The organism is Streptomyces sp. NPDC047017 (assembly GCF_040644175.1).
In the GTDB taxonomy this organism is placed as follows: Bacteria; Actinomycetota; Actinomycetes; order Streptomycetales; family Streptomycetaceae; genus Streptomyces.
Map to the genome: position 1 here is coordinate 49,341 of NZ_JBEYVW010000004.1, position 15,036 is coordinate 64,376.

General features: G+C 73.5%; 18 protein-coding genes. 9 read left to right on the top strand and 9 right to left on the bottom strand.

Annotation, left to right across the window (positions count from 1 at the left end; genetic code table 11):
• Positions 1-18: 18 nt before the first annotated feature.
• The gene (locus tag ABZ858_RS07840; protein WP_361373789.1) at positions 19-501 is read right to left on the bottom strand and encodes a VOC family protein; all 483 of its coding nucleotides are present in this window, start codon (positions 499-501) and stop codon (positions 19-21) included.
• A gap of 120 nt (positions 502-621) precedes the next feature.
• On the opposite strand from ABZ858_RS07840, the gene ABZ858_RS07845 reads away from it, so the two are divergent.
• From ABZ858_RS07845 to ABZ858_RS07855, 3 genes are all read left to right on the top strand, one after another.
• Complete coding sequence (locus tag ABZ858_RS07845) at positions 622-1,827, top strand: epoxide hydrolase family protein (RefSeq protein WP_361373791.1); 1,206 nt, start codon at positions 622-624, stop codon at positions 1,825-1,827.
• A gap of 123 nt (positions 1,828-1,950) precedes the next feature.
• Entirely contained in the window at positions 1,951-2,604 is a 654-nt protein-coding gene (locus ABZ858_RS07850) for an ATP-dependent Clp protease proteolytic subunit (RefSeq protein WP_361373793.1), read from the top strand.
• A 1-nt stretch (position 2,605) separates the two neighbouring features.
• Complete coding sequence (locus tag ABZ858_RS07855; RefSeq protein ID WP_361373795.1) at positions 2,606-3,208, top strand: ATP-dependent Clp protease proteolytic subunit; 603 nt, start codon at positions 2,606-2,608, stop codon at positions 3,206-3,208.
• Positions 3,209-3,280: 72 nt separating this feature from the next.
• On the opposite strand, the gene ABZ858_RS07860 is transcribed toward ABZ858_RS07855, so the two are convergent.
• Positions 3,281-3,715 carry a helix-turn-helix transcriptional regulator gene (locus ABZ858_RS07860; RefSeq protein ID WP_361373797.1) on the bottom strand — a complete coding sequence of 145 codons (435 nt, stop codon included), beginning with the start codon at positions 3,713-3,715 and terminating at the stop codon, positions 3,281-3,283.
• 362 nt (positions 3,716-4,077) lie between these two features.
• Here ABZ858_RS07860 and ABZ858_RS07865 point away from each other — a divergent pair, with 362 nt between their 5' ends.
• Positions 4,078-4,962, top strand: coding sequence for an RNA polymerase sigma factor SigF (locus ABZ858_RS07865; protein WP_361373799.1), 885 nt, complete (start codon positions 4,078-4,080; stop codon positions 4,960-4,962).
• 117 nt (positions 4,963-5,079) lie between these two features.
• Here ABZ858_RS07865 and ABZ858_RS07870 read toward each other — a convergent pair whose 3' ends face one another.
• Complete coding sequence (locus ABZ858_RS07870; protein ID WP_361373801.1) at positions 5,080-5,535, bottom strand: ATP-binding protein; 456 nt, start codon at positions 5,533-5,535, stop codon at positions 5,080-5,082.
• Positions 5,536-5,776: 241 nt separating this feature from the next.
• On the opposite strand from ABZ858_RS07870, the gene ABZ858_RS07875 reads away from it, so the two are divergent.
• Positions 5,777-7,021 (top strand): streptophobe family protein, encoded by a 1,245-nt coding sequence (locus ABZ858_RS07875; protein ID WP_361374497.1) that lies wholly within the window; start codon positions 5,777-5,779, stop codon positions 7,019-7,021.
• Between the two features lie 26 nt (positions 7,022-7,047).
• Here ABZ858_RS07875 and ABZ858_RS07880 read toward each other — a convergent pair whose 3' ends face one another.
• The gene (locus tag ABZ858_RS07880; RefSeq protein WP_361373803.1) at positions 7,048-7,458 is read right to left on the bottom strand and encodes a hypothetical protein; all 411 of its coding nucleotides are present in this window, start codon (positions 7,456-7,458) and stop codon (positions 7,048-7,050) included.
• A gap of 313 nt (positions 7,459-7,771) precedes the next feature.
• On the opposite strand from ABZ858_RS07880, the gene ABZ858_RS07885 reads away from it, so the two are divergent.
• Positions 7,772-8,155, top strand: coding sequence for a nuclear transport factor 2 family protein (locus ABZ858_RS07885; protein ID WP_361373805.1), 384 nt, complete (start codon positions 7,772-7,774; stop codon positions 8,153-8,155).
• 99 nt (positions 8,156-8,254) lie between these two features.
• Here the strand turns inward: ABZ858_RS07885 and mgrA are convergent, their stop codons facing one another.
• Positions 8,255-9,247: an L-glyceraldehyde 3-phosphate reductase gene (mgrA, locus tag ABZ858_RS07890; RefSeq protein ID WP_361373807.1), complete on the bottom strand. Its 993-nt coding sequence runs from the start codon at positions 9,245-9,247 to the stop codon at positions 8,255-8,257.
• Positions 9,248-9,383: 136 nt separating this feature from the next.
• On the opposite strand from mgrA, the gene ABZ858_RS07895 reads away from it, so the two are divergent.
• From ABZ858_RS07895 to ABZ858_RS07905, 3 genes are all read left to right on the top strand, one after another.
• Positions 9,384-10,298, top strand: coding sequence for a LysR substrate-binding domain-containing protein (locus ABZ858_RS07895; protein WP_361373809.1), 915 nt, complete (start codon positions 9,384-9,386; stop codon positions 10,296-10,298).
• 69 nt (positions 10,299-10,367) lie between these two features.
• Positions 10,368-11,867: a carotenoid oxygenase family protein gene (locus tag ABZ858_RS07900; protein ID WP_361373811.1), complete on the top strand. Its 1,500-nt coding sequence runs from the start codon at positions 10,368-10,370 to the stop codon at positions 11,865-11,867.
• Positions 11,868-11,894: 27 nt separating this feature from the next.
• Positions 11,895-12,410 carry a DinB family protein gene (locus ABZ858_RS07905; protein ID WP_361373813.1) on the top strand — a complete coding sequence of 172 codons (516 nt, stop codon included), beginning with the start codon at positions 11,895-11,897 and terminating at the stop codon, positions 12,408-12,410.
• Here ABZ858_RS07905 and ABZ858_RS07910 read toward each other — a convergent pair.
• From ABZ858_RS07910 to ABZ858_RS07925, 4 genes are all read right to left on the bottom strand, one after another.
• On the bottom strand, positions 12,392-13,462 hold the full coding sequence (locus tag ABZ858_RS07910; protein ID WP_361373815.1) for an adenosine deaminase: 1,071 nt from the start codon (positions 13,460-13,462) through the stop codon (positions 12,392-12,394). The genes ABZ858_RS07905 and ABZ858_RS07910 overlap by 19 nt on opposite strands.
• A 45-nt stretch (positions 13,463-13,507) precedes the next feature.
• Positions 13,508-13,903, bottom strand: a complete 396-nt coding sequence (locus ABZ858_RS07915; protein ID WP_361373817.1) for a VOC family protein — start codon at positions 13,901-13,903, stop codon at positions 13,508-13,510.
• A gap of 180 nt (positions 13,904-14,083) precedes the next feature.
• Positions 14,084-14,455 carry a BlaI/MecI/CopY family transcriptional regulator gene (locus tag ABZ858_RS07920; protein ID WP_361373819.1) on the bottom strand — a complete coding sequence of 124 codons (372 nt, stop codon included), beginning with the start codon at positions 14,453-14,455 and terminating at the stop codon, positions 14,084-14,086.
• A gap of 169 nt (positions 14,456-14,624) precedes the next feature.
• Positions 14,625-14,981 carry a YciI family protein gene (locus ABZ858_RS07925; RefSeq protein WP_361373821.1) on the bottom strand — a complete coding sequence of 119 codons (357 nt, stop codon included), beginning with the start codon at positions 14,979-14,981 and terminating at the stop codon, positions 14,625-14,627.
• Positions 14,982-15,036 lie beyond the last annotated feature (55 nt).

A 15,036-nucleotide genomic window follows, 5' to 3' on the forward strand; every position in this document is an offset into this window, starting at 1 on the left:
CGGCCGCACGACCGCCCGCTACCCGCCCGCGTGGGCCTTCTTCAGGGCGGCGATGTCGAGCTTGCCCATCGCGTACATCGCCCGGGCGGTGCGGGCCGCCTTCTCCGGGTCGGGGTCGCTCATCAGGTCGAGGAGCCCGTCCGGGACGACCTGCCAGGACAGTCCGTACTTGTCCTTGAGCCAGCCGCACGGGCCGGGCTCGCCGCCGTCCTCGGTGAGCCGGGCCCAGTAGTGGTCGACCTCCTCCTGGCCGGCGCAGAAGACCTGGAAGGAGACGGACTCGTTGAACGTGAACTGGGGGCCGCCGTTGAGCGCGACGAACCGCTGGCCGTTCGCCGTGAAGTCGACCGCGAGCACGGACCCGGCGGGCCCCGGCCCGGCCTCGGTGCAGCGGCCGATCCGGCCGATGCCGGAGTCCTTGAACACCGAGACGTAGTAGTGGGCGGCCTCCTCGGCCGTACCGTCGAACCAGAGGCAGGTGGTGAATCCTTCGGTGGCCACGGGGTCCTCCTGGGGGTGGGTCACTGTCTGCGGTGGAGACTCCCGGGGGCGGCGGAACTCATCGGCCGGCCCGGGACCGGTCCCCGGGTTTCCGGTCCGCCGCGAACTAGCATCGCCGCCATGACCACGTCACCGCGGGCCGACGGCATCCGGCCCTACCGCCTCGACATCCCGCAGAGCGCCCTGGACGACCTGCACGACCGCCTCGACCGCACCCGCTGGCCCGAGGAACTGCCCGGCGCCGGATGGGACTACGGCGTACCGGCCGGCTATCTGCGCGAGCTGGCGCGGTACTGGCGGCACACGTACGACTGGCGGGCGGCCGAGGCGGAGCTGAACCGGTGGCCGCAGTTCACCACCACCGTCGACGGGGCGGACATCCACTTCGCGCACGTCCGCTCCCCGGAGCCCGGCGCCATCCCGCTGCTCCTCACCCATGGCTGGCCGGGGTCGATCGTGGAGTTCCTGGACGTCGTGGGGCCGCTCACCGACCCGGCCGCGCACGGCGGCGACCCGGCGGACGCGTTCCACGTCGTGGTGCCGGGCATCCCGGGCTTCGGGCTGTCCGGGCCGACGACCGACCGGGGCTGGGAGGCCGGCCGGGTCGCCGACGCCTGGGCCGAGCTGATGCGGCGGCTCGGCTACGAACGGTTCGGCGCGCAGGGCGGCGACTGGGGCGCCGCGATCTCGCGCGAGCTGGGCCGCGCCCACCCCGGCCGGGTGATCGGCGTGCACCTCAACCTGCTGCCGGGGGCGCAGCAGACCAGTGAACCGACGGACGAGGAGCTGGCCGCGCTCGATCCCGGCGAGCGGGAGCGCACGCTCGCCTCGTGGCGGCGCTGGACGGCCTGGGAGCGGGACGGCGCGGCGTACGCGATGCTGCACGCGACCCGCCCGCAGACCCTCTCCTACGCGCTCACCGACTCGCCGGTGGGCCAGCTCGCCTGGATCGTCGAGAAGTTCCGCGAGTGGACGGACTCGCGGGAGCTGCCCGAGGAGGCCGTCGACCGGGACCGGCTGCTCACCAACGTGATGCTGTACTGGCTGACCGGGACCGCCGGTTCCGCGTCGCGGATCTACTACGAGCGGGCGCACGCCGGATCGGTCCGGGCCGCCGCGCCTGCCGAGCCGTCCACCGCGCCGACCGCGCTCGCCGTCTTCCCGGCCGAGATCCAGGTCCCGCTGCGGCACCGGGCCCGGCGCACGGACAACGTCGTGCGCTGGACCGAGTTCGGCCGGGGCGGCCACTTCGCGGCGATGGAGGAGCCGGACCTGCTGGTCGGGGACGTACGGGCGTTCTTCCGGGAACTGCGCGAGCAGGGCTGAGGCCGGCGGGCGGGGCGGCGCTCTGCCCCTGGCGGATCTGCCACGGGCAGAGAAACCGCCGGGAGCGGCGGCCGGCGGCCGACAGTGGAGCCGACGGCATCCGAGCCAGGACAGGGAGACCCGATGACTCCACCCACCCACCTCGCCCCCACGCGCTTGGCACCGCGCGCCGAGGAGGGCGACACCCCGCCCAGCCGCTTCGACGACCACCTCGCGGCCCAGCTGCTGGCCCAGCGGATCGTCTTCCTGGGCACCCAGGTCGACGAGGTGTCGGCCAACCGCGTGTGCGCGCAACTGCTGCTGCTCTCGGCCGAGGACCCGCGCACCGACATCAGCCTGTACGTCAACAGCCCCGGCGGGTCGGTCTCCGCGGGGCTCGCCATCTACGACACCATGCGGCTCATCCCGAACGACGTCTCGACGCTGGCCATGGGATTCGCCGCCAGCATGGGCCAGTTCCTGCTGACCGTGGGCACGCGGGGCAAGCGGTTCGCGCTGCCGCACGCGCGGATCATGATGCACCAGCCGTCGGCGGGGATCGGCGGCACCACCGCGGACATCGAGATCCAGGCGGAGAACCTGGAGCACACCAAGCGGACCATCGAACGGCTCACCGCCGAGCACACCGGGCAGAGCGAGGAGACCATCGCCCGCGACGGCGACCGGGACCGCTGGTTCACCGCCGAACAGGCCAGGGAGTACGGGATGGTGGATCAGGTGGTGGCGACGCTCACCGACGTCCGCCCGGCCGGTTCGCGCCGACGGATGGGGCTGTGACATGGGGTCGTACACGGTTCCGTACGTGATCGAGCGGACCGCGCAGGGCGAGCGGTCCTACGACGTGTTCAGCCGCCTGCTGAACGAGCGGATCGTCTTCCTGGGCACCGAGATCGACGACGGCGTGGCCAACGTGGTCATCGCCCAGCTGCTCCACCTGGAGTCCGCCAACCCGGAGCAGGAGATCGCGGTCTACCTGAACTCGCCGGGCGGGTCGTTCACCTCGCTCATGGCGATCTACGACGCGATGACGTTCGTGCGGTCGCCGATCTCCACGTTCTGCGTGGGACAGGCGGCCTCCACGGCTGCGGTGCTGCTGGCGGGCGGCGATCCGGGGCGGCGGTTCGTGCTGGAGCACGCGCGGGTGCTGCTCGGGCAGCCGGCCAGCGGCGGCCGGCAGGGCACGGTCACCGATCTCGCGCTCCAGGCCAAGGAGATGGTGCGGATCCGCGCCCAGGTCGAGGAGGTGCTGTCCCGGCACACCGGGCACGACGCCGCCGTCCTGCGCGCCGACATGGACCGCGAGAAGGTGTTCACCGCGGCGGAGGCGGTGGCGTACGGGCTGGCCGACCAGGTGCTGAGCCGGCGCCTCGCGACGGTCTGAGGCGCCGGTCCCGGCGGCAGTCCGGGGCGGCCCCGAGGGGCGGCCCCGGCGGGCGGGGTCAGACCGGCGGGGTCAGGCGGCGAGGCACAGCCCGTCGACGCGGGCGCCGCCTGACGTGCTCCGGGCCCGGCCGGCCGTCAGGCTGGTGACCCGCAGCAGTTCGCCCTGCGTCAGCGCCAGCAGGTCGGCGAGGCCGAGCCCGAGCGCCTGGGCCGCGGCCGCGAGGACCTCCGAGGAGGCCTCCTTGCGGCCGCGCTCCACCTCCGACAGATAGGGCATGGAGATCCGCGCCGCGTCGGCGACGTCCTTGAGGGTCCGCTCCTGGGCGAGCCGTTCGCGGCGCAGCACGTCACCGACGAGATCGCGCCACAACGGCTCACGGGCGGGCGGCGCGTCACCGGGGCGGCCGGGCGCCGGGCGGCCCGGCGCGGGAAGGGCACCGGCAGGACGGGCGGCCTGGGGCCGCAGCGGGACGACACGGACTGGGTTCGGCGCTTGGTCGGTCACTCCCCCAGATTAGGAGCCGCGGCCGCCGGGGCAAGGGCACGGCGTTCCGCCCTGGGTGAAGCACCGGAACACAGGGGCGTGAAACACCGCGAAGGAGAGATAAGGAGAGGTACAGAGAGATAAGGCACGGGAGCGTACAGAGGCGGACGGTCAGTGGCACAGCGGGCCCGGCCGGTCGTGCCCGCGCGCCGCGCGGCCGTCGCTTTTCCGCCGTGCCGCCGCACGGGGGGCATGCGCCGGGTCACTCGGGGTATCCGGAGGGCACGCCCGGCCGGGACCCGTCTCGAACCGGACCGCCGGAATGACATGTACGTGCAGGCCGACGAGGCAGAGGTCGAACCGTGACTTTCGTGGGAGAGGCAATGGACACCGCCGTGAGCCGGTCCGAGACAGCGGTCGAGGCCACCGGGGAGAACCGGACGGACGGCGCACCGCTGCCGGCGGTCGCGGACCCCCGGGCCGTCGCGCCGCGCGACGCGCGGGAGCTGTCCCGCCACTTCTTCCGGCGCCTGACGGAGCTGGAAGAGGGCACGCACGAGTACCAGTACGCCCGCAACACCCTCATCGAGATGAACATGTCGCTGGTCCGCTTCGCGGCTGGCCGGTTCCGCAACCGCGGCGACGACATGGAGGACATCGTCCAGACCGGGATGATCGGGCTGATCAAGGCGATCGACCGGTTCGAGCTGGCCCGCGAGGTGGAGTTCACCTCCTTCGCGCTGCCCTACATCGTGGGCGAGATCAAGCGGTTCTTCCGGGACACCACCTGGGCGGTGCACGTGCCGCGGCGGCTGCAGGAGCTGCGCGTCGAACTGGCCCGGGCGCGGGAGGAACTCTCCAGCCGCCTGGACCGGGACCCGACGGTGGCCGAGCTGGCCACCTTGATGAACCTCTCCGAGAACGAGGTCGTCGAGGCGCAGATCGCGTCCAACGGCTACAACTCCTCGTCGCTGGACGCCGCCCTGACCGGCGACGGCCCCGAGGACGGCGAGGCGGTCCTGGCCGACTTCATCGGCGTGGAGGAGGCCGGGCTCGGCCTGGTCGAGGACTTCCACTGCCTGGCGCCGCTGGTGGCGAACCTGAGCGAGCGCGACCGGCAGATCATCCACCTGCGGTTCGTGGAGGAGGCCACCCAGGCGGAGATCGGTGAGCGGCTCGGCTGCTCGCAGATGCACGTCTCCCGCCTGATCAAACGCATCATCACACAGCTGCGCCAGGGCATGCTGGGCGAGCTGGGCTGCGCCTGACGAAGACCTGAAGAAGAGCGGCGCGAGTGCGGCGGGGCCCACCCGCCGCCGGTCCGGATCGGTCCGGTCGGTTCACCAGAGCCGGCCGGATCAGTCGCTCTCCGGACGTACCCCGGATCAGTCGCTCTCCAGGCGTACCAGCGCGCGTACCCGCTTGCCCACCGGGATGCGCTCCGCGCTGACCCGGTCCGCCAGCGCGTGCACGATCTCCAGGCCGTGCCGTCCGACGCGCTCGGGGTCGCGCGCGTAACGCCGGGGCAGGGCCGCGCTGCTGTCGTACACGCTGACGGTGACCGAGGTGTCCGTGCCCTCCAGTTCGAGGATGTACGGGCCCTCGCTGTGCCGGTCGGCGTTGGTGACCAGCTCGCTCACCACCAGGAGCAGCGCCTGGGCCGACCGGCCGCCGATCACGGCGCACCATTCGGTCCTGAGCTGCTCCAGGAAGTGCGTGGTGAAGGAGCGCGCCTCGGCGATGCAGCCGGGCTCGCCGGTGTAGTGCGTGGCCCGCCGCAGGGGTTCCACGGGAATGTCGAAACCAGGGGGTATCACGACCCCGTCCGGATGCTCGATCATGCGTTTCTCTCTCGAAAAGCCGGTCTGGCCGGACGCTACTGCATCTGTCCTGTTACCCAGCGCGCCGCCCGCCAGTCCCCCTGGGCCCGGCCGACGCGGACGGACCTTCCGGGGGGCGTGCCGTCCCGGCGCTGCTTAGCGTGGCGGTGTGAGCCCTGCCCCCTCCTCCGCTCCCCCGGCCGCCGCCCGCCGCCACGGCTGGGCGCAGGCCCTGTGCACGGTGCTCGCCTCCCTGGTCGCCATGGGCGTGGTCGCCGCACTGGGGCTGTGGGCGGCCGGTGCCGCGCACCTGCCCGACCGCGCCTTTCCCCGGGTGGTGTGCGCGACGATGGTGACAGCGGTCGGCGGCAGCGTACAACTCTCGGGCAACGCGGGGCCGCTCGCCCGTACACACGCGGGTGTGACGGTGATGCCGCTGTCGGTCACCCTGACCGGGGCACTCGTCCTCGCCGCCGGGTTCCTGCGGCCGCTGCGGCACCGGGCCGCGGCCGGGGCGGGCGAGGTGGCCGGGTGGGCCGCCCGGATCGCCGTCCTGTGGCTGGCGGCGCTGACCGGCCTGGCCTTCGCCGCCCGCCAGACGTTCGCCGTGGACCTCGGTGACGGGGTGCTCGGCACGATCGGTGACCTGTTCGGCGCCGAGCCGGAGGTCGGTTTCACCACGCATGTGCCGCTGACCGTGGGCTTCGGGCTGCTGTGGCTGGCGGGGGTGCTGGCTCTGGCCCTCCTCGCGGCCCGGACCGCGCCCCGCCCGGCGCGTGCGCCGTGGTTCGCGACCTGGGTGCGTCCGGGGGCGTACGCCATGGTGGCCCTGCTCCTCGCGTCCGTCGCCGTGGGCCTGGCCGTCGCACTGGTGGCGGCCGGCACGCGCGGTCGTCCTGCGCAGACGTTCGCCCTGATCCTGCTCGGGCTGCCGAATCTGGTGTGGCCGGTCCTCACCATCGGCCTGGGCGCGACCTGGAAGGGCCGGGTGGACGGCCCGTTCGGGCTGCCGGTGCCGCGCCTGCTCGACGAGGTGCTGCGCACCCCGGACGTGTCCACGCTCGACCTGGGCACGCTCGCCGGCCACGACGGCCGCGTCTGGTGGCTGGTGGTCGTCGACGCGGTGCTGCTGCTCGGCGCGGCGTTCCTGGCGGCGGCTCTGACCCCGGCCCGGTTGCGCCTGTGGCAGCACGCCCTGCGCATGGCCGTGGCGCTGGTGCTGACGGTGCTGACGATCTGCCTGGTGGGCCGGATCTCCGCTCACTACGGGCTGTCCCTGCTGGGCATCGGGGACGTGGGCGGCGGCCTGTCCGGCGAGGTGCTGCTGCGGGCGGGACTGTGGAGCGCGCTCGGCCTGGCCGCGCTGTGGGGCCTGGTCACCGGCTTCCTGGGGGCGCTGGCGGCCGGCCGGGCACGGCACCGGGGCACGGGCCCGGCGGAAGGGACGGAACGGCCCGGAGGGGCCGGCCCGGCCGGCCCGCCCAAGGCGCCCGCCGAAGACCACTGACGCCGCGCTCGGGACCGTCCCCGCGCTCATGCCATCGGCAGCAGGAGTGCCGGCAGGGTGCGCTGCATGCGCAGGGCGTCCACCGACTCGGCGAGCAGCTCGTACTCGGTGGTCTCGTCGCCCGCGGCGATCCGTACCAGGCGGCCGCCGGCCAGCTCGTCGGCCACGTGTTCCTGCCGGACCGGGTCGGCGCACCAGGCGCGCAGGACGCGGGGCACGTCGGGCGCGGTCTCCGGCACGGGGACGAGGGCGCCGGGCGGGACGTACGGGGTGTCGGGGCCGGGGTCGAGCCGCTCGGCGATCCAGGAGGCCCGGTCGCGCAGCCACCACAGGGCCAGCGCCAGGGTGGGCGCCCGGTAGGTGCCGAGCGGTACGCCGATACGGCGGCCGTCGCACACTCCGTACGCGGTGACATGGCACAGGAATTCGTCGTGCACTGCTCCTCCCCCGTCGGGTGTTCGGCCGTGCTGTTCGTGCCTGTTCTTCGTGCGGCTCCTGTGCGGTGATGCGTCCCTGACGTTCGAGTATGTTGACTCCTGAAACATAGTCACCATGACTTTCCGGCCAGTCTGTTGGCATATTCCGGGCGCCGTATGGCCGAAACCGCGCGGGCCCGAGGTCGTCCCGCCATTACCTCGGCGGTAATCGACCCGGGCGGCCCAGCCCGGGCAAGGTGGAGCCATCGGATCACCGGGCACGGAGATCCGGATCACGACCAGAACCGACGCCCTTGATGGAGGCTGATTTCCCATGTCCGCACAGACCGACCGTTACGAGACCGCCGTCGCCCGCTACCTGGAGGCCTGGAACGCGAGCGGGCCGGAGGCCCTGGCCAAGGCGGTGGCCGCCGCCTGGACCCCGGACGGCAGCTACACCGACCCGCTCGCCGAGGTCACCGGGCACGAGGAGATCGCGGCCCTGATCACCGGCGCGCACGAGCAGTTCCCCGGGTTCGCCTTCCGGCTCAACGGCGGGGTCGACGGGCACCACGACACCGCCCGGTTCTCCTGGGAGCTGGTGAGCGAGGCGGACGGGTCCGCGCCGGTCGCCGGGTTCGATGTGATCACCCTGGACGGCGAGGGCCGGATCAAGACCGTGCTGGGCTTCCTGGACCGGGTGCCGGCCGGGGCCTGAGCCTGGACCGGGCACCGGCCGGGGCCTGCGGCTCGTCCGGCCCACGACGAGCGGCCGTCCACCTCCGGGGGGTGGACGGCCGCTTCGGGTGCGCGGTGGTCACGGCTGGACGAGAGCGTCGATCCGGGCCAGCTCCTCCGCGTCGAAGTCGAGGTCGCGGATGGCCGCGACGCTGTCCTCAAGCTGCCGCGGACTGCTCGCGCCGACCAGGGCGGACGTCACCCGGCCGCCGCGCAGCACCCAGGCCAGCGCCATCTGGGCCAGGGTCTGGCCGCGGGACCCGGCGATCTCGTTCAGGGCGCGCAGCCGGCCCACGAGTTCCCCGGTCACCGCGTCGGACTTGAGGAAGGGGCTGTCGCCCGCCGCCCGGGAGTCCTCGGGGATGCCGTCGAGGTAGCGGCCGGTGAGCAGGCCCTGTTCCAGCGGGGAGTACGCGATGGAGCCGACCTGGAGTTCACCGAGGGCGTCGAGCAGGCCCTCCCGCTCGGGGCGCCGGTCGAGCATCGAGTAGCGGGGCTGGTGGATCAGCAGCGGGGTGCCCAGCTCAGCGAGGATGCGGGCGGCCTCGCGGGTCTGCTCCGCGGAGTAGTTGGACACACCCACGTAGAGCGCCTTGCCCTGCACCACCGCCGAGTGCAGCGCGCCCATCGTCTCCTCCAGCGGAGTCTCCGGGTCGAAGCGGTGCGAGTAGAAGACGTCGACGTACTCCAGGCCCATGCGCGCCAGGCTCTGGTCGAGCGAGGACAGCAGGTACTTGCGGGAGCCCCACTCGCCGTAGGGACCCGGCCACATCAGATAGCCGGCCTTGGTGGAGATCACCAGTTCGTCGCGGTACGGCGCGAAGTCGGCGCGCAGGGCCGCGCCGAGCGCGGACTCGGCGGCCCCGGGCGGCGGGCCGTAGTTGTTGGCCAGGTCGAAGTGGGTGACGCCCAGGTCGAAGGCGCGGCGCAGGATGGCCCGCTGGACCTCGGCCGGGCGGTCGGGGCCGAAGTTGTGCCACAGGCCGAGCGACAGCGCGGGGAGCTTCAGTCCGCTGCGTCCGGTGCGCCGGTAGGCCATGTCGGCGTAGCGGTCGGGGTGGGCGGTGTACAACGCGACTCCATGAGGGGTTGGCGCGGGAATGACCCGGTTCCGCCGGGGCGGGAACCGCTCCCCCACTCTCGCGCGGCCCGCGGGCAGTGGTCCAACAGAAGAATCCGATGGGATTGAGCGACTAGGCTGCTCAATCATGGAACTGCGTCATCTCCGGCACTTCGTCGCCGTCGCCGAGGACCAGCACTTCACCCGCGCGGCGGACCGGCTGATGGTCTCGCAGTCGGGTCTGTCGGCGTCGATCCGGGCGCTGGAGCGGGAGCTGCGGGCGCCGCTGTTCGTGCGCACCACGCGCCGGGTGACCCTGACCGAGGCGGGGCGCGCGCTGCTGGGCGAGGCGGAGCGGATCCTCGCGCAGGTGCGGTCGGCGCACGAGGCGGTGGCCGCGGTGCAGGGGGTGCTGCGCGGCACCCTGTCGCTGGGCACCGAGCAGTGCATCGCCGGGGTGCGCGTGGCGGGGCTGCTCGCCGCGTTCCGGCGGCGCCACCCGGACGTGGAGGTGCGGCTGCGGCAGGCGGGCTCGGGCGCGCTGGCGGAGGAGGTCGCGGCCGGCCGGCTGGACCTGGCGTTCGCCTACCGCACCCGGCCGGACACCGACCAGCTGCGCTCGGTGGCCCTGGCGGGCGAGCCGATGACCGTGCTGTGCCATCCGGGTCACCGGTGCGCGGCGGCGGGCGCGGCGCTCGGCGCGCGGGACCTGAGCGGCGAGGTCTTCGTCGACTTCCACCCGGACTGGGGCCCGCGCCGCACCACGGACGCGGCCTTCGCGGCGGCGGGCGTCACGCGCACGGTGGCCCTGGAGGTCAACGACGTGCACAGCCTGCTGGACCTGGTCGACGAGAACCTGGGCATCGCGGTCGTCCCCCGGCACTTCCGGCACAAGCGGCCCTCGCTCACCGCGCTCCCGTTCCAGGGCGTGGACGCGACCCGGTACGAGACGGTCGCCCTGCTCCCGTCCGAACAGGCCACGGGCCCCGCGGCCCGCGCGCTGCTCGCCCTGCTCGGCACGGTGGACCTGGCACCACCCCAGGAGGGCGTCCAGCCCTCCTGACCCGGCCGTCGCGCCGCCGCAGACTCAGGACCGTCCCGTTCACGGCAACGACGGTCAGGAGCAAGGACGATGGCGGAACACACACGGCGGAACGTGCTGCGCGGCACAGCTGCGGCCGCGGCGGCGGCCGGCTTCCCCGGCGGTCCGGGACAGCTCGCGGCGAGCGCCGCCCCGCAGCGGGCGCGGGCCCGGTGCTTTCCCTTCCTGGAGGGCGCGTTCAAGCCGGTCACCGAGGAGCTGACGGCCTTCGACCTGCCGGTCACCGGCCGCGTCCCGCACGAGCTGAACGGCCGTCTGCTGCGCAACGGCCCCAATGTGCTGGGCCTGGAGGACCCGCGGGCGCACCACTGGATGCTCGGTGACGGCATGGTGCACGGGGTCCGGCTGCGCGACGGCCGGGCGGAGTGGTACCGCAACCGGTGGGTGCGCTCCTCCCAGGTGGCGCGCAAGCTCGGCGAGTCCTGCCCGGGCCCGGTGCCGCCGGACGACTTCGCCTGCAACACGCATGTGATCCCGCACCGGGGGCGGATCCTCGCGCTCCAGGAGAGCGGGCCGCTGCCGTACGAGCTGGACGGCGAGCTGAACACCGTGGGGACGTACGACTTCCGCGGCACCCTGGAGGGCGCGTTCGCGGCGCACACCAAGTTCGACGCGCACGCCGGGGAGCTGCACGCGATCGCGTACTACCCCACCTGGGACCATGTGCGCCACCTCGTCGTGGACCCGGCGGGCCGGGTCGCGCGCACCACCCGGGTCCCGGTGGCGGACGCGCCGATGCTGCACGACTTCGCGCTCACCGAGAAGTACGTCGTCATCATCGACGCCCCGGTCACCTTCGACCCGGCGGGCGCCGAGCGCGGCGACCCGGTGCCCTACGTCTGGAACCGGAAGCACCCCATGCGGGTGGGGCTGCTGCCGCGGGCGGGCGGCCGGGTCCGCTGGACCGAGGTGGACCCGGTGTTCTACTCGCACACGCTCAACGCGTACGACGAGGGCTCGCGGGTGGTCGTCGACCTGACCACCTACCCGGCGCCGTTCTACGTCGCCGGGCGCGGCGCGGACGGGCCGTACGGGGCGGGCACCCCGTCCCTGGAGCGCTGGACGATCGACTCCCGGCGCGGCAGCGTCCACCGGACGACGGTCGACGACCGGCCGCAGGAGTTCCCCCGCGTGAACGAGTCCCTGGTGTCCCGGCGCCACCGCTACGGCTACTCGGCGGCCGCCGCCGAGATGACCCTGGCGTACCAGACCGTGGACGGCACCCCGCCCGACCGGGCCTTCACCAACGCGCTCATCAAGCACGACCTGCTGCGCGGCCGGACCCAGGTGCACCGGCTGCCGAAGGGCGCGGCGGCCGGCGAGGCGGTGTTCGTGCCGCGCGACGCGGGCGATGACCGGGCCGCCGAGGACGACGGGTACGCGCTCGCCTACGTGCACAACCCGGACCGCGGCGCCGCCGACCTGGTGATCCTCGCCGCGCAGGATTTCACCGGGGAGCCGGTGGCCCGGGTGCACCTGCCGGGGCGGGTGCCGCTGGGCTTCCACGGGAGCTGGATTCCGGACGCGTGAGGCCGCCCGATGCGCGATGGTGGACGTATGCACGCGAAGGACATCCTCATCGAGGGCTACGACCGCATCCGGGACGAAGTCCACGCCGTCGTCGACGGCCTGCCGGCCGAGCGGCTGAACACGCGGCCCGCCGACGACGCCAACTCGATCGCCTGGCTGGTCTGGCACCTCACCCGGGTCCAGGACGACCATCTCGCGGACGCGTTCGGCCTGGAGCAGGTGTGGCTCGCCCAGGACTGGGAGAAGCGCTTCGGCCTCGGCCTGCCCCGCGACGACACCGGCTACGGGCACAGCTCGGCGAAGGTCGCCAAGGTGCGGGTGGAGTCACCCGACCTGCTGACCGGGTACTACGACGCCGTGCACGAGCAGACCCTGGCGGCGCTGCGCGCGCTGGCCGCCAAGGACCTCGAACGGGTGGTCGACGAGGGCTGGGACCCGCCGGTCACCCTGGGCGTGCGCCTGGTCAGCGTCCTGTCCGACGATCTCCAGCACGTCGGACAGGCCGCCTATGTCCGGGGGCTCGTTCAGAGCGCGGACGCGTAACCGGGCAGGATCACGTCCTCGATGAGGGCCCTGCGCTCGTCGAACGGGATGAACGCGCTCTTGACCGCGTTCACCGTGACCGTGCGCAGGTCCTCGACGCCCCAGCCGGCCTCCTCGACCAGGAGGGACATCTCCCGGGTCATCGTGGTGCCGGACACCAGCCGGTTGTCGGTGTTGAGGGTGACCCGGAAGCCGAGGTCCTTGAGCGCGGTGATGGGGTGCTCGGCGATCGAGGTGGCGGCGCCGGTCTGCAGGTTGGAGGTCGGGCACATCTCCAGGGCGATCCGGCGGTCGCGCACCCAGCCGGCCAGCCGGCCGAGCTTGCCGTCGACGATGTCCTCGGTGAGGCGCACGCCGTGGCCGATGCGCTGGGCGCCGCACACCTGGAGGGCCTGGTGGATGCTGGGCAGGCCGTGGGCCTCGCCGGCGTGGATGGTGAACGGCACGCTCTCGCGGCGCAGGTGCTCGAAGGCGGCCAGGTGGTCGGCGGGCGGGAAGCCGTCCTCGGCGCCGGCGATGTCGAAGCCGACCACGCCCGCGTCGCGGTAGGCGACGGCCAGGTCGGCGGCCTCGCGGACCCGGTCGAACATGCGCATGCCACACAGCAGGGTGCCGACCCGGACGGGCGTCCCTGCGGCGGCCGCCTTCGCCATGCCGGCGGCGAGGCCCTCCTGCACGGCCTCCACGACCTCGCGCAGGCTCAGCCCGCCGTTGGTGTTCAGCTCGGGGGCGTAGCGGACCTCGGCGTAGACGACACCGTCGGCGGCCAGGTCGAGCACGTACTCCTCGGCGGTGCGCAGCAGGCCCTCGCGGGTCTGCATCACGGCGAGGGTGTGCTCGAAGGTGGCTATGTAGCGGACCAGATCGCCGGAGTTGGCGGCCTCGAAGTACCAGGCGGCCAGCTCGTCCGGGTCGGTGGTGGGCAGCGTGTGGCCGACCGCTTCCGCGAGTTCCACGACGGTGGCGGGGCGCAGTCCGCCGTCGAGGTGGTCGTGCAGCACGGCCTTGGGGAGCCGGCGGAGGGTGTCGGTGTCGATGCGCGGGGCGGTCATGTGCGGTCTTTCCTCAGCGGGTGGGCGGGTCAACGGGGGGTGTGGTCACGGGGTGGCGGGCTGGAGCAGGTCCCAGCGGTTGCCGTACAGGTCCTGGAAGACGGCGACGGTCCCGTACGGCTCCTGGCGCGGCTCTTCCAGGAAGGTCACGCCCGCCGCCCGCATCCGGGCCCGGTCGCGGGCGAAGTCGTCGGTGTGCAGGAAGAACCCGACGCGGCCGCCGGTCTGGTCGCCGATCCGGGCCCGCTGGCCCTCCCCCTTGGCCCGGGCGAGCAGCAGCGCGCCGCCGTGGCCGTCGGGGTCCGTGGCGACGACGACCCAGCGCGAGCCGTCCGGGCGCGGGGCGTCCTCCACGAGGTGGAACCCGAGGGCCTCGGTGTAGAAGCGGATCGCCTCGTCGTAGTCGTCGACGACGAGGGTGACCAGGGCGATACGTCTCATCGGGGCCTTTCCGGTCGGGCGATTGACGGGTGAGGTTATACGTAAAACCTCCGGCGCGCCAGTCGGTTCCGGCGGGCCTCGCGCCGGGGCCGGGACAGGGGTCGGGACGGGGGCCGGGACAGGGGTCGGGACGGCGGGTCAGCGGGGGCTTCGCCGGGACGGTGACCAGCTACAGCGCGGTCAGCGCTCCCCCGTTTCGAGCAGGCCGCGCAGGACGCGCTCGTCCTCGGGGGTGAGCTGGGCGACGAAACGGGCGAGGACCGTCTCGCGGTCGGTGTCGCGGTCGAGTTCGACGTGCATGCGGCGGGCGGTCAGGCCGTGCGCGTCCTGGACGGGGTAGTAGGCGTAACCGCGGCCCTGGCGGTGGCGCTCGACCACGCCCTTGCCGTGCAGCCGGGTCAGGATCGTGGTCACCGTGGTGCGGGCCAGGCCGGTTCCCAGGCCCAGCTGGACCTGACCCGGGGTGCGGGGCGCGTCGGCGGCCCACAGCACGGCCATGACGCTGGATTCCAGCTCGCCCGCCGGTCTGCGTTCGTCCTTCGCGTCGGCCATGAGAACGTCCCTCACCCCGTCTTCGTCTACAGTCCAGTAGACCGTCTGCCCCATGGTAGTCAACGAGGGGCGGGGCCGGGATCGGCCTGCGGCCGCGACGGCGCGAGGGACGGGGGGCGAGCGGCCGGCGGGGCGAGCCCCTGCGGGAGCGGAGCGCGTGCCCTGCGGGTCAGTCCTCGGTCGGGTGCAGGAAGGGCCGTACCTCGATGGGCAGGGTGGTGGCCAGGCTCGCCCTGCGGCCCCACTCCAGGGCCGCCGCCCGGTCGGGCGCCTTGAGCAGGCACAGGCCCCCCACGTACTCCGTGCCCCGCGCGTACGGGCCCTCGGTGACCTGTACGTCCGCGCCGCGCGGGCGCAGCACGGCCGCGGACTCCGGCCCGTCCAGGCCGCCCGCGAAGACCCATGCCCCGGCCGCGCGCAGCTCTTGGTGGAAGGTCTCCAGGCTGCCCACGATCTGGGCCAGGGCCTCGGCGGAAGGCGGCTCGCCCTCGCTCGGCTGGACCACGCTGAGCAGGTAGTACGTCATGGCGTTCTCCTTGGCGTCGTGCCGTCGCCTCCCTCCTACACCAGCGGCGCACGCC